Consider the following 24,219-nt stretch of genomic DNA (forward strand, 5'->3'; position numbering starts at 1 on the left):
ATAACTGTGCAACAGCCACAGCTACTGTAAAAGTGTTTGTTCCTACTGTAGTAACGCCAACGACTATTGAAGCAGTGAACGATGGGGTAACTACGATTACAAGCACTATAGGTGGCACTACGCCAAGCGTTCTTACTAACGATAAACTCAATGGTGTACCAAATCCAAGTATCAGTTCTGTAACACTTACTTGGAATACAGCAACTCCTACGGGCTTCACCTTGAACCCTAATGGAACGATTACGGTAGCACCAAACACCCCTGTGGGTATCCATACGATAAGCTACACTATATGTGCAGTAGCAAGTCCTACGGTATGTAGCACCGCAAGTATTGTGGTAACAGTGAGTGGTACAACCACAAGCACCACCCCAGTATTGCCAATAACAGTAGATGATCATTCTACAACCGCTATCAACACCCCAGTAGTAGTGAATGTATTGGGTAACGATATCCCTAATGGAGCAACAACTCCTAATGTGGTAGCCACCCCTGCTAACGGTACAGTAGTTGTGAATGTAGATGGTTCTATAGAATATCGTCCAAATACTAATTTTGAGGGCACTGATACCTTTGTGTATAAACTTTGTAACACCGATGGTTGTGCTTCAGCTACTGTTACTATCGATGTAGTGAACAAGATAGTGCCTTACAATGGTATGTCGGTAGATGGCGATGGCAAAAACGATTATTTTCATATCGGTGGCATTGAGCGTTACCCTAACAATGTGGTACGTATCTATAACCGTTGGGGGGTGAAAGTATTCGAGGCCGAAGGTTATGACAATGTTACTCGCGTGTTTAGAGGCATCTCTAACGGACGTGTAACTATCGAACAAGCCGATAAGCTCCCACAAGGAACGTATTACTACGTGATAGAGTATTATGATAGTAATAACAACAAAGAATCTTTAGTTGGTTGGTTATACATTAAGAAATAGCATTATATAAATAGAAGAACCTCAAAAAAGGCTGTTCAGCATTCCGCTGAACAGCCTTTTTTGCATAGTATATTGTGTGGCTCACATTGTTTGTGTAGCTCATATCTAATTTTTCTTCTCTTTTCTTTCGTTTTATTGCCCTTGAAACTACGTTTTTTTCTTCACTCTTAATTATTCAGTATCAATTTTTTATATACCCTTTGTATATCTATCTTCCAAGATTCGTTCAAGCTTCCTATAAGCTTCCTATAAGCTAAGCATACATCTAATAGCCTTTTTTCATCAAAAACCCTCCCTCCGATTTACCTCTCATCTTTTACCTTTTGTCTGAATTCTCACTTCTGATATCCTTCGTTTTTCTTCGATAGCACTGAGCCTTTCCGAACTTCCCCGGAAAGTCTAAAAAGTACAACTACTTTATTCACCTGTCCATCGTGCTACGACCTCTGGCAAAGATGATTATTGGTATTTCTGGTATTACTGGTGGTAAGTTAAAAAAGTTAGTTGCTAATTGTGAATTATGAATTATTTATTATCTTTGCACCATCAAATTTGTTATAAAAGATAAAAACAACAAAGCAACGATGGAATCATCACAAGATGAAATGTCCTTTTTAGACCATTTGGAAGCCTTGCGCTGGCACTTGATACGTGCTATTATAGCTGTTTTAGCAGTGGGTGTGGTAGCGTTTGTGTGTAAGGATTTTATTTTCCAAATCATCTTTGCTCCTAAGAATGGCGATTTCTTTACTTACAGAATGTTCTGTAAGATAGGTCATCTTTTTGGATTTGAAAGTGCTTTTTGTGCTGAACAATTGCCTTTTACAATTCAAAGCCGTACAATGGCAGGGCAGTTTTCAGCTCATATCTGGACGTCTATTTGGGCAGGAGTGATTCTCGCATTTCCTTATGTGCTTTATGAAGTGTGGAAATTCATCAGTCCAGCACTTTATGAAAACGAGCGTAAGCTGGCTCGTGGCTTTATTCTCATTGCTTCTTTGCTGTTTTTTATAGGAGTTTTGTTTGGCTATTATCTCATTACTCCACTATCAGTGAATTTCTTAGGGTCTTATTCAGTAAGTCCCGAAGTGAGAAACCAAATAGATTTAAACTCTTATATTTCGGTAGTACGCTCGTCAGTCATTTCGTGTGGCATTATTTTTGAGCTACCTATTGTTGTTTATTTTCTTACCAAATTAGGAGTGATAACACCTGCTTTTATGCGAAAATATCGCCGGCACGCAGTCATTGTAGTGCTTATCATTGCAGCAATTATAACCCCTCCTGATGTAGTAAGCCAAATTATCGTGTCGATACCGATAATGCTCTTATACGAAATAAGTATTTTTATTTCAGCTTACGTTTTAAAAAAAGAACAAAACAAGGTAATTTAATATTTTTAATGGATTGTAATACCTACTTACAGCACCTACCCAACGTAAAAACGTTGAAACAGCTTTGCAAAGGCGAAGCCGTATTAGATTGGATTATTTGTGGTCACGAGTTTGAAGTTTATCACACCTACTACAAAGTAAATGAAGAAGAATATGAAGGCTATGAAGCCCAATGGGGGCACGGCTTTGAAGATGAAGACGGTTCGTCGCTGTCGTTTTATTTTATTGATAAAGCCTGCTTAATCGTTCCCTCTTCGAGCGCCGAAGATAGCAAAGGAGGCGATAATCACGACTTCGAGAAGCGTATCCCGAAGGTGTTCTTGCCGTACTATCGTAAAAACTTTTCAGAAAGTGATATTCCTTTCGTGATATACTCCTTAGATGGCGAAACGTGGCAATGTGTAGAGAACTTCCCTGTGGAAGAACACATCGATAAGTTTGAGTATATTTCTACTGACCCTATGAAATACAAAGAATGGGCAGTGGAATATTTGGGCGACGAAGGATTCTTGCAAGAAGTAATGAGCGAACAAACCATTACCGACCTTTACGAAGGGAAAGTGCTTACCGAAGAGATGGTATACAGTTTAGTAACCGAAGTGCACGATTGGGTAGATTTAGAAACAGAACTCAACGAAATGCCTTATCGCTTTTCGTTTTAAGATTATATGAAATTAATTGTAAATAACATCATCAAAATATACAAAGGAAGAAAAGTAGTAAAAGGCGTTTCGCTGGAAGTAAACCAAGGCGAAATCGTAGGACTCTTGGGACCTAACGGAGCAGGAAAAACGACTTCCTTTTATATGATAGTGGGACTCATCAAGCCCAACGGTGGTACTATTTTTTTGGATAATACCGAAATCACCACTTATCCGATGTACAAACGTGCTCAAAGCGGTATTGGGTATTTGGCGCAAGAGGCTTCGGTATTTAGAAAGCTGAGTATTGAGGACAACATCAAAAGTGTCCTACAACTCACCAAACTTTCTAAGGCAGAACAACAACGCAAAACCGATGAGTTGATAGAAGAGTTTGGCTTAGGACATATTCGTAAAAATCGTGGAGACTTGCTTTCAGGGGGAGAACGTCGTCGTACAGAAATTGCACGTGCTTTGGCTACCAGTCCGAAGTTTATCTTGCTTGACGAGCCTTTTGCAGGGGTAGACCCTATAGCGGTGGAAGATATACAACGCATTGTAGCACAGCTCAAAGACAAGAATATAGGTATTCTCATCACCGACCACAATGTACAGGAAACACTAGCCATTACCGACCGCACTTATTTGATGTTCGAGGGAGGAATCCTCAAATCAGGAGTGCCTGAAGAATTGGCAGCTGATGAGATGGTAAGAAAAGTATACCTTGGAAGAAACTTTGAATTGAGACGCAAGAAAATATTAGAAGATTAGCCAATTAACAATAAGAAGAAATAACTAAAAACTATAATATAATGAAAAATTTAGTAGACCGTTTTATTAAGTATATAAAAATAGACTCTCAGTCCAATCCTGAGAGCGAAACAACTCCTAGCACCAAAAAACAATGGAATATGGCAAACCTATTGGTAGAAGAATTGAAAGCCATTGGTTTGCAAGACGTAACTGTAGATGAAAACGCCTACGTGATGGCTACGTTGCCATCGAATGTAGATTACCCAGTGCCTACCATTGGTTTTATTTCTCACTTCGATACATCACCTGACTTCTCTGGTGAAAACGTAAATCCACAGTTTATAGAAAATTATGATGGGGGAGATATTGTCCTCAACAAAGAACAAAATATAGTGTTATCACCTTCTTATTTTGAGGATTTGTTGCTCTACAAAGGCAATACCATTATCACAACCGATGGTACGACCCTCTTAGGAGCTGACGATAAGGCAGGGATTGCCGAAATCGTAACCGCTATGGAATACCTTGTGCAACACCCCGAAATCAAACACGGAAAAATACGCGTAGGCTTTACCCCTGATGAGGAAATAGGACGTGGAGCACATAAATTCGATGTGAAAAAATTCGCTGCCGACTGGGCTTATACAATGGACGGTGGACAAATAGGCGAACTTGAATATGAGAGTTTCAATGCAGCAGGAGCTAAAATTCACTTCAAAGGAAAGAATGTGCATCCTGGTACTGCAAAAAACAAAATGATAAACTCAATGCTCGTAGCTACTCAGTTTATCAATGCACTACCAGCCGATGAGATTCCAGCACGTACCGAAGGTCGCGAAGGATTCTATCATATTACTGATATTTCTGGAGATGTAGAAAATACGGTAGTACAGCTTATCATCCGCGACCACGACCGCGACCTTTTCAACAAACGCAAAGCCGTAGTACAGCAAATTGTAGACGACCTTAACAAGCAAATTCCTAATGTGGCAGTGGCCGAAATAAAAGACCAATACTACAATATGGGTGAAAAAATCAAACCTGTGATGCATATTGTGGAAGTAGCCGAACGTGCGATGAAAGAATTAGGTATTACTCCTATTACCAAACCTATCCGCGGTGGTACCGATGGTTCTCAACTTAGCTTTATGGGCTTGCCTTGCCCTAATATCTTTGCAGGCGGACATAATTTCCACGGTAAATACGAATTTGTACCCGTAGAAAACCTCGAAAAAGCTACCGAAGTGATTATTCGCATTGCTGAATTAGTAGCAAAAAAATAATATAATTAGCCAATTTATCAATTAGCCAATGTGTTAATTGACAAATTGGCTAATTTGCTAATTTTTCATTAACCATTAATAATTAACCATTAATCATTAAAAAAATGCCTACAATATCACATAGAGCGCAAATATTGCCTCAGTCACCTATTAGAAAACTGACCCCTTACGCTGAAAAAGCAGCTAAGGAAGGAAAAACTATTTATCACCTCAATATTGGTCAGCCTGACATTAAAACCCCTGAAATAGCCGTACAAGCCGTAAAAGATTTTACCCCTAAGGTATTGGAATATACCAAAAGTGAGGGAATTGATTCTCTTAGAGAAAAGGTGGTGGAATACTATAAAAAACACGATATTAGGGTCAATAGCAATGATATTATCATCACTTGTGGAGGTTCTGAAGCTCTTACCTATGTAATTGCTACTGTTGCCAATGCCGATGATGAAATTATCATTCCAGAACCTTATTATGCGAACTATATTAGCTTTTCAGAAGCCTTTGATGCAGTGTGTGTGCCTATTACGTCTTCTTTTGATGATAACTTTGCCTTACCTCCTATAGAAGAGTTTGAGAAAAAGATAACTCCTAAAACTAAAGCTTTTCTCATTTGTAACCCCGGAAATCCTACAGGCTATCTGTATTCTAAAGAAGAAATCTTGCAATTGGCAACAATAGCTAAAAAACACGATATTTTCCTTATTTTCGATGAGGTATACCGAGAGTTCGTGTATGATGGTGCTACCCATTATTCCATTATGCAAGTAGAAGGCATTGAACAAAATGCTATAATGATAGATTCGGTATCTAAACGTTTTAGTATGTGTGGAGCGCGCATCGGGTGGGTAGTCTCTAAGAATAAGGACGTGATGATGTCTGTTTTGAAGTTCGCTCAAGCACGCTTGTCTCCCCCTACTTATTCACAAATAGGAGCCGAACGCGCTTTTGATGTACCCGAAACTTATTTTGAAGAGGTATTAAAGGAATATACTCAGCGTAGGAACGTGCTCATTGAAGAACTCCGAAAAGTAGAAGGCGTGCGTGTATCGATGCCTAAGGGGGCTTTCTATTGTATAGCCGAATTGCCTGTAGAAAATGCAGAAGACTTCTGTATATGGCTTTTAGGCCATTTTTCAGTAAATAACGAAACGGTAATGTTGGCTCCTGCCGAAGGTTTTTATGCTACCGAAGGTTTAGGGCGCAACCAAGTGCGTATAGCTTATGTGCTCGAGAAGGAGAAGATAGTAAAAGCTATTCACATATTAGGTGAAGCTCTAAAGGAATACAACAAACATTAAGATTTAATGAAGATTTTATAAAACTAACTTTTAACACCTATTTTCTAATTCCTAATAAACTAAACAGTTATATTTTTTTAGTGTTAAAAAAACATATAAAATTATTGCTATATCAAAAATATTTTGTACTTTTGAGGCGGAAAATTAAAAACAGACAATGTCAGTAAAAAAAATAGCAGTATTAACATCAGGAGGAGACGCTCCTGGTATGAACGCCGCCATTCGTTCAGTGGTACGTACTTGTGCATATCACAACATCGAAGTGGTAGGTGTATATCGTGGCTATCAGGGAATGATAGAAGGCGATTTTGAAGAAATGAATGCACGTAGCGTTCGAGATATTATCAATAGAGGAGGTACTATCTTGAAATCAGCTCGCTCTAAAGATTTTAAAACTCCTGAAGGGCGCAAGGCAGCTTATGAAAAATTAAAAGCTGCAGGGGTAGATTCTTTGGTAGTAATAGGAGGTGATGGCTCTTTCACTGGGGCACTCTTGTTCAACAAAGAATTTGGTTTCCCCGTAATGGGAATCCCTGGTACTATCGATAACGATATCTATGGTACTGATTTTACTTTGGGATATGATACCGCCCTCAACACTGTAATTGAGGCTATCGACAAGATTAGAGATACCGCAAGCTCCCACAACCGCTTGTTTTTCATAGAAGTAATGGGGCGTGATGCAGGACACATCGCTCTCAACTCTGGAGTAGGAGCAGGTGCTGAAGAAATCTTGATTCCAGAAGAGAATATAGGACTTAAAAAGCTACTTGAATCTTTGGAAAAAAGTCGTAGGACTGGTAAAACTTCTAGCTTGGTAGTGGTTGCTGAAGGCGATAAAATAGGTAAAAACGTATTCGAACTTAAAGAATATGTAGAACAACACCACCCCGATTACGATGTGCGTGTATCAGTATTAGGGCATATGCAACGTGGAGGTGCTCCTTCTTGCTTCGACCGCGTATTGGCAAGCCGTATGGGGGTAAAAGCAGTAGAATCACTCCTTGAAGGGAAATCTAACTATATGGTGGGTACTCGCAACAACAAAATGGAACTCACTCCGCTTGAAAAAGCTATCAAAGGTAGTTCTAAAATAGATACGGAACTCCTCCGTGTAGCCGAAATAATGGCAACTTAGTAACGTAACAAACTTAAAATTAAATAACGAATAAATTAAATTAAAAGAGAATTATGTCAGTAAAAATTGGAATTAACGGTTTCGGACGTATTGGACGTCTCGTATTCCGTGCTGCTTATGAAAGAGCCGACGTAGAAATCGTTGGTATTAACGACCTTTTGGATGTAAATTACATCGCTTACCTTTTGAAATACGATTCAGTTCACGGAACTTTTAAAGGTGATGTGAAAGTAGAAAATGGTCACTTAGTAGTAGATGGCAAAAAAGTGCGTATCACTGCTGAAAAAGACCCTAACAATCTTAAATGGAACGAAGTACACGCCGATGTAGTTGCTGAATGTACTGGTATCTTCACTACCTTAGAAAAAGCACAAGCTCACATCAATGCAGGGGCTAAAAAAGTAGTTATTTCTGCTCCATCAGCTGATGCTCCTATGTTTGTAATGGGTGTGAACCACAAATCAGTAAAACCTACTGATACTATCGTGTCTAACGCTTCTTGTACTACCAACTGTTTATCTCCTGTTGCTAAAGTATTAAATGATAACTTTGGTATTGAAGAAGCCTTAATGACTACTGTTCACGCTACAACAGCTACTCAATTGACTGTAGACGGTCCTTCTAAAAAAGACTGGAGAGGTGGACGTTCAGCACTTTGCAACATTATCCCTTCTACTACTGGTGCTGCTAAGGCTGTAGGTAAAGTAATCCCTGAATTGAATGGTAAACTTACTGGTATGGCATTCCGTGTGCCTACTGCTGATGTTTCAGTAGTAGATGTTACCGTTCGTACTAAAAAGGCAACTACCTTAGAAGAAATCAATGCTGCTATGAAAAAAGCATCAGAAGGTGAATTGAAAGGTATACTTGGATACACTGAAGACCTTGTAGTTTCTCAAGATTTTGTAGGTTGCAAACTTACTTCTATTTACGATGCAAAAGCTGGTATCGGTTTGAGTGCTAACTTCTTCAAAGTAGTTTCTTGGTACGATAACGAGACTGGTTATTCAAACAAATTGGTAGATTTGGCACAGCACATTGCTAAATTGTAATTCATAAAGAAAAAAGGTGAGTTGCCTATGGAGGCATACTCACCTTTTTTAATAGTAAACAACTTAATAAAACCGAAACGATATGATTTTAATTGTAGACAGTGGAGCTACTAAGGCGGATTGGACAGCCTTAAATAGCAAAGGTGAAAAAATATTTTTTACTCAAACTTTAGGGTTAAATCCTGAAGTTCTTACAGAAGAAATTCTCGTAGAGCGTATTACCACCAATTATCAATTGTTTGAGAACAGAAATTCAGTATCAGAAATTTATTTCTATGGTGCTGGTTGTGGTACTGAACGCATTCGTTACTTTGTAGAACGCAGTTTGGCAACTATCTTCAAAAACGCTAAAATAGATGTGAAAGAAGATACTTATGCAGCTGTGTTTGCCACTACAGCTCCCACCGATAAAGCTATCGTATGTATCTTAGGTACAGGTGCTAACTGCTCTTATTGGAATGGTAAAGAATTATACCAAGCAGTAGATTCATTAGGCTATATTTTGATGGACGAATCAAGTGGGAATTTTTATGGTAAACGATTGATTATCGACTATTACTTCAAGAAAATGCCATCAGACCTTGTACAAAAATTTGAAAACCAATATGAATTGGGCTCAGATGTGATTAAAAATCATTTGTACAAGATGCCAAACCCTAACAGTTACTTGGCTACTTTTGCGAAATTCGTAGTAGAAAATAAGAATCACGAATATTGCCGTGAGATGGTGAGAAAAGGTATGCAACTATTTGTAGACCACTGGATTTCTCAGTATGAAGACCGTTACGAAGTGCCTATCAACTTTGTAGGTAGTATTGCTTTCTTCCTCCAAGATATTTTGGAAGAAATATTGACAGAAAACAACCTTAAATTGGGTACAGTGCTAAGAAAACCAATTGATGGTTTGGTTGCTTTCCACGTAAACAAATTCTTTTAATAACGAATAAAAGATAAAATAAAAAAGACACTCACTATTGTGAGTGTCTTTTTTATTTTAGAACAATCCGTAGAGGAGAGCATCTATTTTATTGATGATTTCACCTAAATCTTCAGGGTTGTTTACGAAATCAATATTATCTACTTCTATAATGAGTAGTTTCCCCTTGTCGTAACTTTTTATCCACTGTTCGTATCGCTGGTTGAGGCGGTTGAGATAGTCTATTGAGATTGTATTTTCGTAATCTCGACCGCGCTTTTGTATTTGGTTTACCAAGTTGGGTACTGAGCTTCTGAGGTAAATCAGCAGGTCTGGTGGGAGAACAAGGCGCTCCATCAGAGCGAATAGTGACTTGTAATTATCGAAATCACGAGAGCTCATCAGTCCCATTTCGTGTAAGTTAGGGGCAAAGATGTGAGCATCTTCGTAAATAGTGCGGTCTTGAATAATGTTATTTCCTTTCTCTCTAAAATCCAAAATCTGTCGGAAGCGACTGTTTAGAAAGTATATTTGTAAATTAAAACTCCAGCGCTCCATTTGGTGATAAAAATCATCTAAATAGGGATTATCTACCACATCTTCGAAATGGGCTTCCCATTGGTAGTGTTTAGCTAATAGAGAGGTAAGGGTAGTTTTGCCAGCTCCTATATTTCCTGCAATTGCTATGTGCATTTTTAATTAGTTTTTTCGGCTTCCTCGCGTAGACATTTAATCATAGAGGTGTTCTTGATTTCTTGTATTACGAAAGAGCTTTGAATGTTAGAGATAATTTCTAATTTAGATATTTTGTGTACTACAAATCTCTGATAATCTTCCATATCGTTGAGCATAACTTTTAGCAGAAAGTCATAGCCTCCTGCCATATACGAGGCTTCTAACACTTCATCTAAAGTGCTTATATATTTTTCGAACTCATTAAATAATTCGGCACTATGCTTAAGAAGTTTTACTTGACAATAAGCTACCAATTTTTTTCCGAGAGCTTTAGGATTGGCTACCGCTACATATCTTTGAATTATTCCTAGTGATTCTAATCGTTTGATACGTTCGTGAACTGGAGTGATTGACAGGCTTACTTTCTCGGATAATTTTTTAATAGATTGTTTGCTATCTTGTTGTAATTCATCTAAAAGTGCTAAATCAATACGGTCTAATGCATACATACTTTTATAAATTTATTGGGGGTAAAATTAGAAAATATTTTTGATATAGCAGGGAAAAAGACAAAATATTTTTTCTGTTGTTCTATAAAAGGCTCATAATCATTATTATTTTTAGATGAATAATTAGGTTGTAAAAGGTTAAAACTATAGAAATATTTTCTGAGTAAAGTATATTTTACAGAATAGGTTAATTCCAATAATAGACTTTGTATTGTCTTTAAATTGATTATCAATTTAATCAATTTTGCCAAAGTGTGTGTCGCAAAAAGGACACATTAGAGTTTTTGGAGAGACACAGAATCATCGAAGGGAAACGAAGAATATCAAAAGATGATTGGAGGGGTTTTTGATAAAAAAAGGCTGTGAGGAGGGTATGTGTATGGTTAGCTTATAGAGAGCTTATAGGAAGCGGAGTTAGCTTATAGAGAGCTTATAGGAAGCTTATACACGAATCTTGGAAGATTGGTATAGAAAGGGGGTGTAAATAGTTAAAAATGAGGAGTTAAGAGAGGGGAAAAGTTGATTCATAATATAATACAACAAGGCTAAAAATGTTAAAAACGGGGTTTCGAGGCGAAAGTAATAGAAAGATAAAATGAGAATAGAGCGATAGTTTGGTAATTGCAGATAACCTCAATGAGGGCGAATTGTAGCGATGAAAATATAAGATTTTACATTTAATTTTGCTCATTTCGTTTAATTATTGTAGCTTTGCCACTGCTATTAAAACAATATTACATTTAAGATGAACGAAATAGACTACAAATTTGTACATAAAGATTTTAGAATCAATGGATTTCCTATAGATAGAGAACGACTTATTATCTTGGCGGTAGCCTACGTGAAAGATGGTTTGCCTTACCGTAAATCGGTGGGGAGGTTTCTTCTGGATTGGCTTGACGACAGGGATTATATAGAAGCGACGACCTCAGGTTCTACCGGTATTCCTAAACAAATTCACCTTAAAAAACAAGGTATGGTTAATTCGGCTTTGGCGACGGGTGAATACCTTAATCTTTCACCTAAGAATCGTGCTTTGTTGTGTTTACCAGCTGACTTTATTGCAGGTAAGATGATGCTTATTCGCGCCATTATTTTAGGTTTACACCTTGATATTATTCGCCCTTCGTCTATGCCTCTATCACTTACCAGCAAGGATTATGATTTCTGTGCAATGATACCTTTGCAAGCGGCGAAATCTCTTACTGATTTGCCTCGTGTGAAGAAGGTAATATTAGGAGGAGCTTCTATTGATGGAGAATTAGAGGCTAAATTGCAGAATATTCCCACAGAAGTGTATTCATCTTATGGAATGACTGAAACCATTTCGCATATTGCGATGCGCAGGGTAAATCATACGATGGAGCACGAAACTACCTATAAAGCAATGCCTAATGTTACGTTTACCCAAGACGAACGCAATTGTTTGGTAATAAATGCACCTTTGATTGCTGACCACCCTGTGATTACTAATGATATTGTAAATCTCATATCGCATAGCGAATTTGAGTGGTTAGGGCGTTTTGACAATATTATCAATTCGGGAGGCTTTAAAGTCTTTCCAGAAAGTGTAGAGCACAAGATTAAGAAGTACATCAAAGGTGATTACTTTATTACTAAAGAACCTGATGATGAATTAGGACAACGAGCAGTGCTTTACGTACAGGGTGAGGAGAAGGATTATCCTACTTTGGCACACGATATTTATATGGATAAAGATATGCTGAAATACGAAGTGCCTCGCCATATCTATTTCGTTCCTAAGTTTGTGTATACCGATAATCAAAAGCTAAGAAGGGACGAAACGGTTAAGAAATACAAGAAATAAGATGAAACTCAAGAGATTTATCCCTTATATATTGCCTTATAAGAAACAGGCAATACTGAACATATTTTTCAATATTCTTTATTCACTCTTTAGTGCACTTTCGTTTGTGGCACTTATCCCGATGCTTGATGTACTTTTTGGCAAAGCGCAAACAGTAGCTGAAGCTCCTGTATATTCGGGTAATTTGTTGGATTTAGGGAGTTATGGTAAAGCCTACTTAAACTACAAAGTAGGAATCCTTGCGGGAGAAAATACTATTTGGGCTCTTGGAATAGTGATTGCTTTGGTAATTTCACTCTTCTTGCTGAAGAATATGTTTAGCTATTTAGCTTCTTTTTTCATTACTTACCTTCGCAATGGTGTATTACGCGATTTGCGTGATGCACTTTACAAAAAAGTTGTAAGCCAACCGATAGCATTTTTCTCAGAACAACGCAAAGGCGATATTATGTCGCGTATGGTAGGTGATGTAAACGAAGTACAATACTCATTGCTCTCGGGATTGGAGGCTTTTGTGAGAGAACCTCTTACTATTCTCTTTTCTATTTTGGTGATGCTAGGTATTAGCGTGAAACTCACAGTATTTACCTTTGTATTTATACCTATTGCAGCAGCAGTAATTTCGAGGATAGGCAAATCACTAAAAAAGAATTCAATAGCTTTACAACAAGAACAGGGACGATTTCTCTCACTTATTGAAGAGACCATAGGAGGATTGCGCGTTATAAAGGCATTTAATGCTGAAGGTATTTTCTCTAAGAAATTTAGGGAGTCTAGTAATACTTTTAACCGATTGAGCAATAAGGTAATGAATCGTCAGAACTTAGGGTCGCCAATGAGTGAGTTTCTCGGTATCCTAATGATTGCTATTTTGCTGTGGTTTGGAGGCTCGTTAGTGTTGGTAGATAAAACATTAGAGGGCACTCAATTCATTGCCTTTATGGGATTGGCGTACAATATTCTCACCCCCGCTAAGGCTATCAGTAAGGCATCATACGATATGCGAAAAGGGAATGCAGCAGCCGAACGTATTTTGGAAATCCTTGATTACGAGAATCCTATTAAAGAGTGTGAAAATCCTGTTATAATTTCTGATTTTACCACTGCTGTAGCTCTGAAAGATATTACTTTTGCGTATGCTGAACTGCCCGTACTCAGTCATTTTTCTTTGGAAATACCTAAAGGGAAGACAATTGCCTTAGTAGGACAATCGGGGAGTGGAAAGAGCACTATTGCGAACCTTATTACTCGTTTTTACGATGTAAATCAGGGAGAGGTACTTATCGATGGGGTGAACGTAAAAGATATGCAAACTGCCTCCTTGCGAAAGCTCATAGGGGTGGTGTCACAAGATTCTATCCTTTTTAATGATACGGTAAAGAACAATCTGCTGATAGGAAAGCCCGATGCTACTGATGAAGAGCTAGTGACAGCAGCTAAAATAGCCAATGCTTATGAATTTATAAAAGACCTTCCCAAGGGTTTCGATACCAACATAGGCGATGCAGGTAGTAAACTGAGTGGCGGACAAAAACAACGTCTTAGTATTGCTCGTGCAGTGCTGAAAAATCCACCTATAATGGTACTCGATGAGGCAACTTCGGCACTTGATACTGAAAGCGAGCGTTTGGTACAGAATGCCTTAGAAAATATGATGAAGAACCGCACTTCGGTAGTGATTGCGCACCGGCTTTCAACAATCCAAAATGCTGACCAAATAGTAGTAATGCAAAAAGGGCAAATAGTAGAGCAGGGTACACATACTGAACTGATACAAAAGAACGGTATGTATAAAAAGTTAGTGGAAATGCAATCGTTTGAGCAATAAGCTTAGGGTATAGGTGCTAGTCGCACATTCAGTCGTAGCACGACGAACATTTTTTGGTGAAAAGAAAAATTGAGTTAGCTTATAGAAAAGACGAACAATGAACGAAGGAAAGACGAACAAATGACGAAGGAAAGACGAACAATGAACGAACCTAAACCGAAGAAAAGGCGGATAATAAAACAACTACAAACAGAATTTATACTTACTTATTTAGAACTTTAGCAAGAAGGAATGAGTGTTTTTACTTTTTTCGTACCTTTGCACCCAAATAGATTATAAACGAACAAAACTAATGAAGAATTTTATAGAAGAATTGCGTTGGCGCGGTATGATTCAGGATATAATGCCTGAAACGGAACAACACCTTATGGAAGGCTTACGCGCCGCTTATGTGGGAATAGACCCTACTGCCGACTCGCTGCATATTGGTCACTTGGTGGGCGTGATGATGTTGCGCCATTTTCAAAATTGCGGTCATAAACCTTATGCACTTGTAGGAGGTGCAACAGGTATGATAGGCGACCCTTCAGGTAAATCGGTAGAACGCAATTTGCTCACTGAAGAAGTATTAACACACAATATAGCGGGTATCAAAAAGCAGTTAGCTAAGTTCCTCGACTTTGAAAGCCAAGCTTCTAATCGCGCTGAACTCGTGAATAACTACGATTGGATGAAAGAGTTCTCGTTTCTTTCATTCATTCGTGACATTGGTAAGCACATCACCGTAAACTATATGATGGCTAAGGATTCGGTAAAAAAACGTTTCGACCCCAATGAAAATACCGATGGGATGTCGTTTACTGAGTTCTCATATCAACTCTTGCAAGGTTATGACTTTTTGCATCTCTACCGAGAGAAAAACCTCACTTTACAAATGGGAGGATCTGACCAATGGGGAAACATTACCACTGGTACCGAGCTCATTCGCCGTATTGCTGGAGGAAAGGCGTATGCCCTTACTTGTCCGCTGATTACCAAAGCTGATGGTACTAAATTCGGTAAGAGTGAAGGCGGTAACGTATGGCTTGACCCCGAGAAAACCTCGCCTTACAAGTTCTACCAATATTGGATTAATACTTCCGATGCTGATGCTGAGCGTTATATTAAAATCTTTACAATGCTCAGCAAAGAGGAAATCAATAGTCTCATCGCACAGCACACCGAGGCGCCTCACTTGCGTGTATTGCAAAACAAATTGGCAGAAGAACTCACCCTATTAGTACACGGACGCGAAGAGCTTGAGAAAGCTAAAAAAGCATCACAAATCCTCTTTGGTAACTCTACTTCTGCCGATTTGCGCACTTTAGACGAGAAAACTTTCTTAGAAGTGTTTGACGGCGTACCTCAAGCCGAAGTAAGTGCCGCCGATCTCGCTGGTGGACTTGATATGATTGCCATTCTTTCAGCAAAAACGGGCTTCATTAGTTCTAACTCCGAAGCACGTCGTGCCTTGAAAGAGAACTCTATTTCCGTAAATAAAGAGAAAGTAGGTGAAGACTATCAAATAGGGGAAAAAGACCTTGTAGATGAGAAATTTATCTTATTACAACGCGGAAAGAAAAACTACTTTATAGTGAAGAAAGTGTAGCTCTCTATAATATTCAACTTTGCCAAAGGTACTAGCCGTGCAGACAGAAAAACTTTGGCAAAGTTTTTAACTTCTAGCTCTTAACGATGAAACTCCTCTTACCCTTTTATTTTATGCTTCTTACTTATCGCTTGTAAAACAGTAGATATGACTGTGCTAAACGATGTGCCTTTTTGGTATACCAACAACAAAAGGCAGTAGTAAGAAGCTTTCGGTTGCATTTTAAAAAAATAGATACAAATAGACAATCAATGAAAGTAAGCACCCAAGAAAAGAAACACCCTAATTTTCTTCTATTATATGTACCCCAAAGAGATTACTAAAGATCTTTTTTACTTTTATAAAATCACTTTGTCGTATGTCTAAATGTAGCACACAGTTTTCAGTGAGCAGTTGATGACTGATGGTGAGGTTCTGCTCTTTTACTACCCGCATTACTTTGTTCATCAGTGGATATTCAAAACTGATGATGAGTTCCTCGGTAATGAGCTTTTCTACAATTTCTACTTCTTGCAAGGTGAGTTGGGCAGTAGTTTTGTAAGCCTGCACCAATCCGCCTACCCCTAATTTAATCCCTCCGAAATAACGCACTACTACCACCAGTACGTTAGTAAGTTCAAACGACTGTATTTGCCCATAAATAGGAATCCCTGCTGTATTGTTAGGTTCACCGTCGTCGTTAGTGCGATAACGCGGGGTAGTGCCATAACCCAATTGCCACGCATAACACCAATGCCGTGCCGAGAAATGTGCTTTCTTCACAGCTTCGAGATGCACCTTTATCTCCTCTTCAGAAGTAATCGGGAAAGCATAGCCTAAAAACTTACTGCTCTTTTCCTTAAAAATCACCTCTTCTACCGAGGTTGCTATGGTTTTGTAGGTATCCAAATCAGCTAATTATTGAAAGGTATATTTCACTGAAAGTCCTGTGCGAATAGTCGTCATTGGGAAGGCAGTTGAGATAGCCGATTTAGAGAAATTGTATTGGAAATAATACGATGCCAAAAGGTTACGAGTAAGAGCATATTCGGCAGTAAGGTTACCCAACCACGAGGTTTGTCCTGCTGTTACTTGATTGTTGAATATTTCCATATTGCGTATTACCGTAAACTCATTGAGGTAAGAAAGAGTGCCTTTCAGTACCAAATCGCTCTTCAAGGTAGTGAGATTACCATTTACTCGGGTAACGAAACGCAAATCTTTAAATCGGTATCCTACCCCGAATTTGTATTCGCGTTTGAGAATCTCAGTCAGGTAATCATTGTCCAAACTGATAGAAATAGTGCGGTCTCGGTTGAATTCTGCCAAGAAGCTCATAGAGTTTTTAAATTCCATATCGGCTCTAATAAGCGGATTGAACTGCTCAGCGAGGGTAACAGTAGAATAGAGTTTCTCATTGAGAAAATCGCCTGCTACGTTTGTTTTATTAGGGTTAGCCGGTTCATATTCTAAGTTAGTGCGGAACTCACTAAGCGAGTAGCTAGCACGATAACCGTGTGCCAATGAGAAACGACGGAAAGTATTCTTGATAAACTCTACGCGCATTAGTCCGGTATAGCGTATATTCCATTCAGGGATAGGAATATTCTTGAAAGCATCAAGCGATACGCCACTGGCGCTACTTCCTGAATAGGCTGCAAAGAAAGCAGGTATCATCACTGCTTGGCTTTTTTTGCTATAACCTATAGGGTAACCTTCTGCATCTACGCTAGCTGGATTCAAACCGCGCGCCTCAGCCAAACGACGTGCTACGGTAAGTCGGTTTTCTTTGAAACGTTCAAAGGCTTCCGACTTGTATTCATCAATCTTATTAAAGGTAGTAGCTATCAAGTTGGTAGAGATATTGAAGCTACCTACTTGGTTACCTACTAATGGATTATAAACAAAGTTGCGCACTTCAAAGGTTTCAGTATAGTTCTCGGTATACTGACGATTAGCCTTTAAGTTGATTTGCAAATCAGGAACAGGTTGCAAATTAGCCGTAAGCAATAGTTGTCTTTCTTGTGATTTGATGTATTGGTCGTTGAAATCAGGAAACTCAGTAAGGTAGCCGCGTTTTGCCATCTCGTAACGTAAGTCAGTTTGGTCGCCAAACATAAAGCCTGCCGATGGTTTAAAGGTGCCTAAGAAGCCTACTTGTTGCGTATATCCTGGTATGGTGCGGGCATTGGTAACTGAATAGTTCACTCCTACTGTTTTGAGCATTGTCAAGAAAGTTTTAGCTACACTGGCTTTTTCTCCTCTTGGAGTAGCTTTTACGCCTAAGTAACGATACAGCTGGTCGAAAGTAAGGTTTGCTGTAAAGTTATGTGTATTGCCGTTTTGCAAGGTGTTTACTTCTTGGCGTGCCAACTGTAAGAGAGTTTGTGAACCGCGCTGATAGTCGAAATCACCAGAATAAGTATAGTTAGCTTTCATAAATTCAAAGAAAGGAAACTTACTAAAAGGCAAATCGTAGTTCACTTGGAACTTCGAGAAGAAGTGGTCTGGAGTTCCTAAATCCCAGAAATCTGACCAAAGTGAGACTTCTTTATTAACGCCTGATATATCGCCATTGCCATCGTACACATAGTAGTTGCGAATGATACTGTTATTAGTAGCATTAAAGTTCAATCGCAATGATTTAGTCAAATTGTAGTTGATAGCGTATTGGTGATTCATCTGGTAATTGCGCTGTTGTAGCTCAGGGAGTGCTTTTTGCTGATTCGCATTCACACCATCAAAATGTACATCGCGGAACAATTGCTTGGTGAAAGAACGATTGATATCACTAGTAAACATAATGCTGGTAGGCAGAATGTTCAAGTTTATATCTGCTAACCATTGCCAATAGCGCTTATTAGCAAACTTACTACTTTTCTTGAAAGGCTCTACGGCAGTAGGTTTGAAAGTATAGTTGTACATAAAGCCTGCGCGCACTTGTTGTTCATCTTCGTAACGCAACTCGTAATCGCGGTGGTTTTTCTCGTTGTAAGCGTAGTTAAAAGTAAAGTTCTCTATGTTGTAAATACGGTTTTTCTGTCCTTCGCCTAAGTTTTTCTTCACCCCGATGAGGTTAATACCGCGTCTTAGTGTATAATCTTCCGCTTGTTCTTTAATAATTTCTCGCTCGCGTGCGTTTTGTGCTACGTCCAATCGGTCTTCTAATTTGATGTCTTGATATACGGGGTCGTACTCTGGGGTCGAGAGTTTCTGCGAGTGATTCAAGCCTACCGGTATTTGCATATTCCACTTAGGAGGAAGCAGCTTACCCGCATTGATGTTCATCATTACATCGTATTCGCGGGTACTTTCTAAGGCGCGCTGATTAGGAGCTTGGTCTACCGCTCCAAAACCTACGGTATGCATACGCCCTGTAGCCGAGATGTTCATTAGTTCAGAGGCATTCGCATCAAGAGAGCCTACGGCTGCCCAACCGCCGTGGTTTTCCAATTCGGCTACACGCAATTCGTTGAACCAATATTCCCCACTCAGTCCATTACTGCCCGATACGTTTTTCACCCCTATCATTACGGCTCTTACACTACCGAGCGATGGATTCCCTTTGATTACATAACGGTTTTGTCCTGCTACGTGTGGCGCACTCTCAGGTACTACATTGAAGTTTGTATCGTAGTATACCGCATCACTCATTGTTTGGTTGCGTATGCTTATAGCTTTTAACTTGGTGAGCACGTCCATTGGGATAACCAATTGGTTGTTTTGTGGCCATATCAGTTGCTCTGTCGAAGCACCTGCAGGCGTTACTTGTAAGGGTACTTCCACTTGGTAATAGTTGTCGTTAAAGTCAGTACCTACCCGCAAGAAAGCCACTGCCTGATTATCGTTCAGCGGTTTGTTCTTATAGGCTTCAGCGTGTACAAACATCTTGATATACTTGTATTGTCGCAAGTCAAAGCGCATTGCCTTGTATACCGCCCTACTGTCGTTGTTTTCAAGGTTATCCACTATGTAAGATAAAGCCTGCTCGTTTTGTTCCACCAAGGTGTTGTTGGTATTAATACGCTCACGGCGTACCCCTGGTGGCATACGGTAAGGGATAGGCTGACGGGTTTCGTTCTCAATTAAGTTTACTGAATTGATTTCTACTTTGGTGCCGTCATCACTTGGGTCGTCCTTATCAGTGCTGAGGGTATAGTTGTAATAACGCCAATCACCGCGAATAAGGTCAAGTGTACCAAAGCGTAATAGCATTTCTTGAGGGAAGCCTGTAAGGTACATACGCATATGGGTCATCGAGTTGATGATATCCATCTTGTCGTTGTTGTTCAATGGATATTGGAACCCTTCTCGCCACATCTCACCGCTGGCAATCGGTATTTTAAACTGTATCCAGCGGGCACTTACTTGTTGCCCGTTAGGTGCTTCTACCGATACCACGCGAATATCATTCACATAAGGGTCAGCAGTGGTGATATTAGGTTTAATACGCACTCTGTATTCAAGGTAGTTGTTGGCGGTGTTCATTGTATAATCACCGTTGATATCTTCATAATCAGGAATTGTGGTCGAACCTCTGTTCGTATTAGTCACTGCCACAGGCGAGTTACCTTGCGTACCATTGTAGTTGTAATAACGGTTTAAGATACCACCACTACGCGCCAAAAAGTATTCGTAGTTATCCATCGCAGGGTCGTTAGGTGAGGTAGCTACGTTATTGTTGTATATTCTCGATTCTTCTGCGTCGTTAAGTCCATCTAATCCTATATCTTGCAAAGCGCGGTTAGATGAGTTGTCATCAAAAGCATATATCAGCGATTGTGCCGCAGGTACTTTACCCCAGGAAGAGGTATTAACACTTGAGGTAGAAGAAAGTCCTGGTAAGCCGTTTTCATATTGTTTCCTACCGTCTTTAAGCACGTCTTCTGATATATTTCCTAAGTTGAACACCAATTCTCCATTACCACTGTATTCACCTGAATAATAAGGATCCATTACCCAGAACTGCAAGAACTCTATGTTACTTTCTTGAAAATCCGAATAGCTCATACCGCGCATAATCCCTGCCCATTTGTCGTTTTGGGTACGAGAAGCAAAACTTGGGTCGTTGTTATAAGGCCCTTTTACATTAGGGTAATAAGCTAAGTCTAAGGTAGTTTGTACTAACGATTGTCCTTGGGCTAATTGCTGTTGTGGGAAGATTTCTTCTATAAAAATGCGACGCGTACTATTCTTAGAGATTTCGCTACTACTTATCTCCGAAGGCTTTTGGTTTGAATAGAACACAGGGTCTATGGTATACCACGACAGTTTAGCACGCCCATAACCATTGCGTAAGTTATTGGGGTCATCAGGCCCATTACCGTATAAAGTGCGCGAAGCTGTACCACTGCCTTGTCCAAATTCCAAAGGCGTGCTCGCCAATTTCCACGCAAGAGGCGAACGCATATCAATAGTGGCTTGCGCTGCCTCAAAGTCGTCTAAGTACACGGTAGTTTCTCCGTCAAAATCATCTGCCTTAGGGGTACCGGCTCTTAGGTAAGCAAATTCACCTCGTATAGATAGATTCGACGGCGCATCGCTCTTAATCGTAGGAATGCGGTTTACCCACCGAGTGAGGAAAGGTAGCTCAGTAGAGTAAGTTCCTCCAAAACCGAAGATAGTATTGTTTACGGCTTCTTGCCCGTAGCTGGTCTTTTGGGTATAAGGTCGTTCGCGTAGGTTCACGATAGAACCTCCAATGATAAACTTATCGTTGAATTTGTGTTCTACATTCACGCCCATAAAGCGGGTGGTTTGCCCTCCAAAAATCAGGTTGTTCTCTACTGAAACCTGTATGGGCAAGTTGCTGGCTTCAAGACTCGGATTGATAATCTCCACAATTCCTGATTGATAGTCTACTAAATAGTCTAACCCTTCTACCAGTATACGCCCACCTGCAATCACGGTTACTGAACCACGAGGCACATTGAAAGCCCCTAACGAAATCCCCCTTCTTCCCGATGACTTATAGCGTCCTTTCATTTGGAACTTATTCTTATCACCGTCCATCTGGGCTTGGGTTTTCGTATTTTTGTATAGTGAAGTATATACGTATTTCCGTTGGTTGTCATTATAAGTTGCAGGGTCGTCGTAATTTGCACCACCACCTAAGGTGTTGTAGAGGTATTCACCAAAAGGCTCTACTTTGGTAAAGAATATTTTTCCGTATTGTTCGTCTACGGTAATGCCCGGAACAAAATCAAAGAACCCGTCACCACCTGGCTGAGGGTCGTTGTATTTGTTGAGGCGGTCGAAGTTGAAGAGATTTAACAAAATGCGGTCTTCCAATCCGGTAGGCCAACCGTTATTGTTTACTTTTTCGATATAGTTAATAGGGGAGGGGTTGGAGTAGAAGATATTCATACGGAAATCTTCTGGTGAAAGCTGTGCTGAACCTACTGAATACACGTTCTTCATCATCAAATCCCAAATAGGGTCTTTCACATTCAGGCGGTTACTTTTAAGCATCTTCAACACCAAAAGGTTGTTGGTAATCGCATTGTTACCACCTCCGTAAAACTGATTGGTAGTTGCCGAGATACCGTCGTTGGCAAACTCACCCACTTGATACACTTGGCTGCCGTAGGTATATTGATAAGCTACCGCCAATACCTCATCGCTACTAAGGGCTGTGTTCAGCGAGATATAACCGAGTTTGGTATCTACTTTATAGTCCACTCCCTCTTCAAGTTTACGAGCGTTCTCTATAACGGCGTAGTCGTAACCCTGACTCACGTAGGAGCTGTTCGTGCCAAAACCTTGTTGTACCGTAGCCACATCGCGAATAGCGCTGGTAAGTACCGAATTTGGCGTGCCCAAACGTGTAGGGTCGTATTTGTTAGCCCCATTGGCAGGCATATTATTGGTGGTAGCATTAAAGAAGCTGGCTCCTGCTTTATTTCCCAAACGCGTATTCTCCATTTTGGGTTCACCTAAGTCCTGTACAGCCAAGATATTACGGATATTCCCCATACGGCTATTGCGGTTGGTTACCCACACCTCCAAACGGGTAATTTGCACTTTACTATTGATAAATGGGTAGTTTTCTAAAGCGCGGTCGTAGTTATCACGGAAGAACTGTGCCAGGAAGTAGTTGCGGTTTTCGTCGTAGTCAAGAGCCGAAAATTCAAACTCTGTAATAGTACCACTGCCTTGGGCACTTACGGTCTTTCGCTCCGATTTCTGTTCAGAGAAAACACCCGTGATAGTAGTGCGCCCAAATTTAAGTTCTGTCTTCACCCCGAAAAGGCTCTGCGAACCTGTAATGAGTGAGTTAGACATCGGCATTGAGATATTACCCAATTCTATTTTTTGTACGATATCGTCTTCATCAGGGGTATATTCTAATTTAAATACATTTTGGAAATCAAAAGAGGCTTGTGTGTCGTACTGAGCGTTAAGTGTTAGGCGTGTACCTATCTTACCGGTAAGCCCTAAGCTGATGCGCTGTTCAAAATCTAAGCCCCACGAACTGCGGTAACGCGGACTCACTACGGGGTTGTCGTTGCGCGTATAGCGTACACCTAAATCTACCCCTACACTTCCCTGCGGAATCAGTTCTATATTGCGCCCCCCGAACACGCTTTCAAAAAAGTCAGAATTTACGTATAATTCGGGCAAGAGGTCACGTTGCGTTTTTTTCTTATCGGCAGTATTGCTTTGGGTATCGCCTATGGCGTTCAATTTAGTTCGGTAGTATTCCTTCATACGCTCACGCAACACCAAGTTTTCATATTGTTGTACCGTGAGAAACATAGGGGTAGAAAGGTCGTAATTCCCTAATTTCTCAGTGTATACATAGCGGTCGAGCGTCGGGTTATAGGTGTACTGATACACAATGCTTTTAGGTTGTTCTAACCCTATACGCCCAATGCCATTCCGCACAGTCGTCTCAGTTTGAGTACTCGTAGCGGTTTGGGTCGTAGGGGTTACTTGTGCTTGAACACTGAATCCTGCTAAAAGTAGTAGAAATAAGGTTAAACGTTGCTTTACTGACATCTTATAAGAAATAATTAAACACCTATAAACCAAATTATTGCTATAACGTTATAACCTCTTTTTTGGCAGATAGGTACATTATGAGATAATGTAATTTGGTGCAAAAATATAAAATAAAGTATAATTAGCAAAGGATATCACTTTTTTTCTACACCAAATGTGTAAATTATTTTTTTAAATATACTTCACCTTCACCCTATCTTATCATTATCTTACCTTTGCCTTTCAAACGGATAACCACCCCAGTTGAAATCACCTTCCCCCTCCTAATGCGCTCTTCACTTTCGTTTTTCCCCTCTTTACTCTTCGCTTGATTAACATTTTTTAACTTTTTAATATCTGCTCTTACCCTCTCATTATTAACCACTTATATACCCTTTCTATACCAATCGTCC

At 39.7% G+C, this 24,219-nt stretch carries 16 protein-coding genes; 12 read left to right on the forward strand and 4 right to left on the reverse strand.

Going from position 1 to position 24,219, the window contains the following annotated elements:
• The 9 genes from HMPREF9078_RS03430 to HMPREF9078_RS03470 form a co-directional block, all read left to right on the forward strand.
• Positions 1 to 941: gliding motility-associated C-terminal domain-containing protein (locus HMPREF9078_RS03430; protein WP_009419355.1), on the forward strand; the 941-nt coding region annotated here is incomplete at its 5' end.
• Between the two features lie 584 nt (positions 942 to 1,525).
• On the forward strand, positions 1,526 to 2,335 hold the full coding sequence (gene tatC, locus HMPREF9078_RS03435; protein ID WP_002671220.1) for a twin-arginine translocase subunit TatC: 810 nt from the start codon (positions 1,526 to 1,528) through the stop codon (positions 2,333 to 2,335).
• A gap of 8 nt (positions 2,336 to 2,343) precedes the next feature.
• Positions 2,344 to 2,997, forward strand: a complete 654-nt coding sequence (locus HMPREF9078_RS03440) for a hypothetical protein (protein WP_002671222.1) — start codon at positions 2,344 to 2,346, stop codon at positions 2,995 to 2,997.
• 6 nt (positions 2,998 to 3,003) lie between these two features.
• The gene (gene lptB, locus HMPREF9078_RS03445) at positions 3,004 to 3,747 is read left to right on the forward strand and encodes an LPS export ABC transporter ATP-binding protein (RefSeq protein WP_009419356.1); all 744 of its coding nucleotides are present in this window, start codon (positions 3,004 to 3,006) and stop codon (positions 3,745 to 3,747) included.
• Positions 3,748 to 3,788: 41 nt separating this feature from the next.
• The gene (gene pepT / locus HMPREF9078_RS03450; RefSeq protein WP_009419357.1) at positions 3,789 to 5,012 is read left to right on the forward strand and encodes a peptidase T; all 1,224 of its coding nucleotides are present in this window, start codon (positions 3,789 to 3,791) and stop codon (positions 5,010 to 5,012) included.
• A 104-nt stretch (positions 5,013 to 5,116) separates the two neighbouring features.
• Complete coding sequence (locus tag HMPREF9078_RS03455; protein WP_009419358.1) at positions 5,117 to 6,310, forward strand: pyridoxal phosphate-dependent aminotransferase; 1,194 nt, start codon at positions 5,117 to 5,119, stop codon at positions 6,308 to 6,310.
• A gap of 157 nt (positions 6,311 to 6,467) precedes the next feature.
• On the forward strand, positions 6,468 to 7,448 hold the full coding sequence (gene pfkA / locus HMPREF9078_RS03460; RefSeq protein WP_009419359.1) for a 6-phosphofructokinase: 981 nt from the start codon (positions 6,468 to 6,470) through the stop codon (positions 7,446 to 7,448).
• Between the two features lie 53 nt (positions 7,449 to 7,501).
• A complete protein-coding gene (gene gap, locus HMPREF9078_RS03465) occupies positions 7,502 to 8,500 on the forward strand; it encodes a type I glyceraldehyde-3-phosphate dehydrogenase (protein WP_009419360.1) in 999 nt (332 codons plus the stop codon).
• 82 nt (positions 8,501 to 8,582) lie between these two features.
• Positions 8,583 to 9,437: a hypothetical protein gene (locus HMPREF9078_RS03470; RefSeq protein ID WP_009419361.1), complete on the forward strand. Its 855-nt coding sequence runs from the start codon at positions 8,583 to 8,585 to the stop codon at positions 9,435 to 9,437.
• Positions 9,438 to 9,494: 57 nt separating this feature from the next.
• Here the strand turns inward: HMPREF9078_RS03470 and HMPREF9078_RS03475 are convergent, their stop codons facing one another.
• Both HMPREF9078_RS03475 and HMPREF9078_RS03480 read right to left on the reverse strand, forming a co-directional pair.
• Positions 9,495 to 10,109: a deoxynucleoside kinase gene (locus HMPREF9078_RS03475; protein ID WP_002671237.1), complete on the reverse strand. Its 615-nt coding sequence runs from the start codon at positions 10,107 to 10,109 to the stop codon at positions 9,495 to 9,497.
• Between the two features lie 2 nt (positions 10,110 to 10,111).
• Positions 10,112 to 10,600 (reverse strand): Lrp/AsnC family transcriptional regulator, encoded by a 489-nt coding sequence (locus HMPREF9078_RS03480; RefSeq protein WP_002671239.1) that lies wholly within the window; start codon positions 10,598 to 10,600, stop codon positions 10,112 to 10,114.
• Between the two features lie 745 nt (positions 10,601 to 11,345).
• Here HMPREF9078_RS03480 and HMPREF9078_RS03490 point away from each other — a divergent pair.
• The 3 genes from HMPREF9078_RS03490 (at position 11,346) to tyrS (ending at position 15,844) form a co-directional block, all read left to right on the forward strand.
• Positions 11,346 to 12,428: an AMP-binding protein gene (locus HMPREF9078_RS03490; protein WP_009419363.1), complete on the forward strand. Its 1,083-nt coding sequence runs from the start codon at positions 11,346 to 11,348 to the stop codon at positions 12,426 to 12,428.
• Between the two features lies 1 nt (position 12,429).
• On the forward strand, positions 12,430 to 14,256 hold the full coding sequence (locus tag HMPREF9078_RS03495; RefSeq protein ID WP_009419364.1) for an ABC transporter ATP-binding protein: 1,827 nt from the start codon (positions 12,430 to 12,432) through the stop codon (positions 14,254 to 14,256).
• Between the two features lie 292 nt (positions 14,257 to 14,548).
• Positions 14,549 to 15,844, forward strand: a complete 1,296-nt coding sequence (gene tyrS / locus HMPREF9078_RS03500; protein ID WP_009419365.1) for a tyrosine--tRNA ligase — start codon at positions 14,549 to 14,551, stop codon at positions 15,842 to 15,844.
• Between the two features lie 282 nt (positions 15,845 to 16,126).
• Here tyrS and HMPREF9078_RS03505 read toward each other — a convergent pair whose 3' ends face one another.
• Positions 16,127 to 16,732, reverse strand: a complete 606-nt coding sequence (locus HMPREF9078_RS03505) for a YigZ family protein (protein ID WP_009419367.1) — start codon at positions 16,730 to 16,732, stop codon at positions 16,127 to 16,129.
• Positions 16,733 to 16,741: 9 nt separating this feature from the next.
• Positions 16,742 to 23,824: a cell surface protein SprA gene (gene sprA, locus HMPREF9078_RS03510; RefSeq protein WP_009419368.1), complete on the reverse strand. Its 7,083-nt coding sequence runs from the start codon at positions 23,822 to 23,824 to the stop codon at positions 16,742 to 16,744.
• Positions 23,825 to 24,219: the final 395 nt, after the last annotated feature.

Source organism: Capnocytophaga sp. oral taxon 380 str. F0488 (genome assembly GCF_000318255.2).
Classification (GTDB): domain Bacteria; phylum Bacteroidota; class Bacteroidia; order Flavobacteriales; family Flavobacteriaceae; genus Capnocytophaga; species Capnocytophaga ochracea.

Coding starts and splice junctions, on each gene's coding strand:
- pepT (WP_009419357.1), top strand. CDS start 3,789: ATGAAAAATTTAGTAGACCGTTTTATTAAGTATATAAAAATAGACTCT.
- sprA (WP_009419368.1), bottom strand. CDS start 23,824: ATGTCAGTAAAGCAACGTTTAACCTTATTTCTACTACTTTTAGCAGGA.
- HMPREF9078_RS03470 (WP_009419361.1), top strand. CDS start 8,583: ATGATTTTAATTGTAGACAGTGGAGCTACTAAGGCGGATTGGACAGCC.
- tyrS (WP_009419365.1), top strand. CDS start 14,549: ATGAAGAATTTTATAGAAGAATTGCGTTGGCGCGGTATGATTCAGGAT.
- HMPREF9078_RS03475 (WP_002671237.1), bottom strand. CDS start 10,109: ATGCACATAGCAATTGCAGGAAATATAGGAGCTGGCAAAACTACCCTT.
- HMPREF9078_RS03440 (WP_002671222.1), top strand. CDS start 2,344: ATGGATTGTAATACCTACTTACAGCACCTACCCAACGTAAAAACGTTG.
- HMPREF9078_RS03495 (WP_009419364.1), top strand. CDS start 12,430: ATGAAACTCAAGAGATTTATCCCTTATATATTGCCTTATAAGAAACAG.
- HMPREF9078_RS03480 (WP_002671239.1), bottom strand. CDS start 10,600: ATGTATGCATTAGACCGTATTGATTTAGCACTTTTAGATGAATTACAA.
- gap (WP_009419360.1), top strand. CDS start 7,502: ATGTCAGTAAAAATTGGAATTAACGGTTTCGGACGTATTGGACGTCTC.
- HMPREF9078_RS03455 (WP_009419358.1), top strand. CDS start 5,117: ATGCCTACAATATCACATAGAGCGCAAATATTGCCTCAGTCACCTATT.
- HMPREF9078_RS03490 (WP_009419363.1), top strand. CDS start 11,346: ATGAACGAAATAGACTACAAATTTGTACATAAAGATTTTAGAATCAAT.
- lptB (WP_009419356.1), top strand. CDS start 3,004: ATGAAATTAATTGTAAATAACATCATCAAAATATACAAAGGAAGAAAA.
- tatC (WP_002671220.1), top strand. CDS start 1,526: ATGGAATCATCACAAGATGAAATGTCCTTTTTAGACCATTTGGAAGCC.
- pfkA (WP_009419359.1), top strand. CDS start 6,468: ATGTCAGTAAAAAAAATAGCAGTATTAACATCAGGAGGAGACGCTCCT.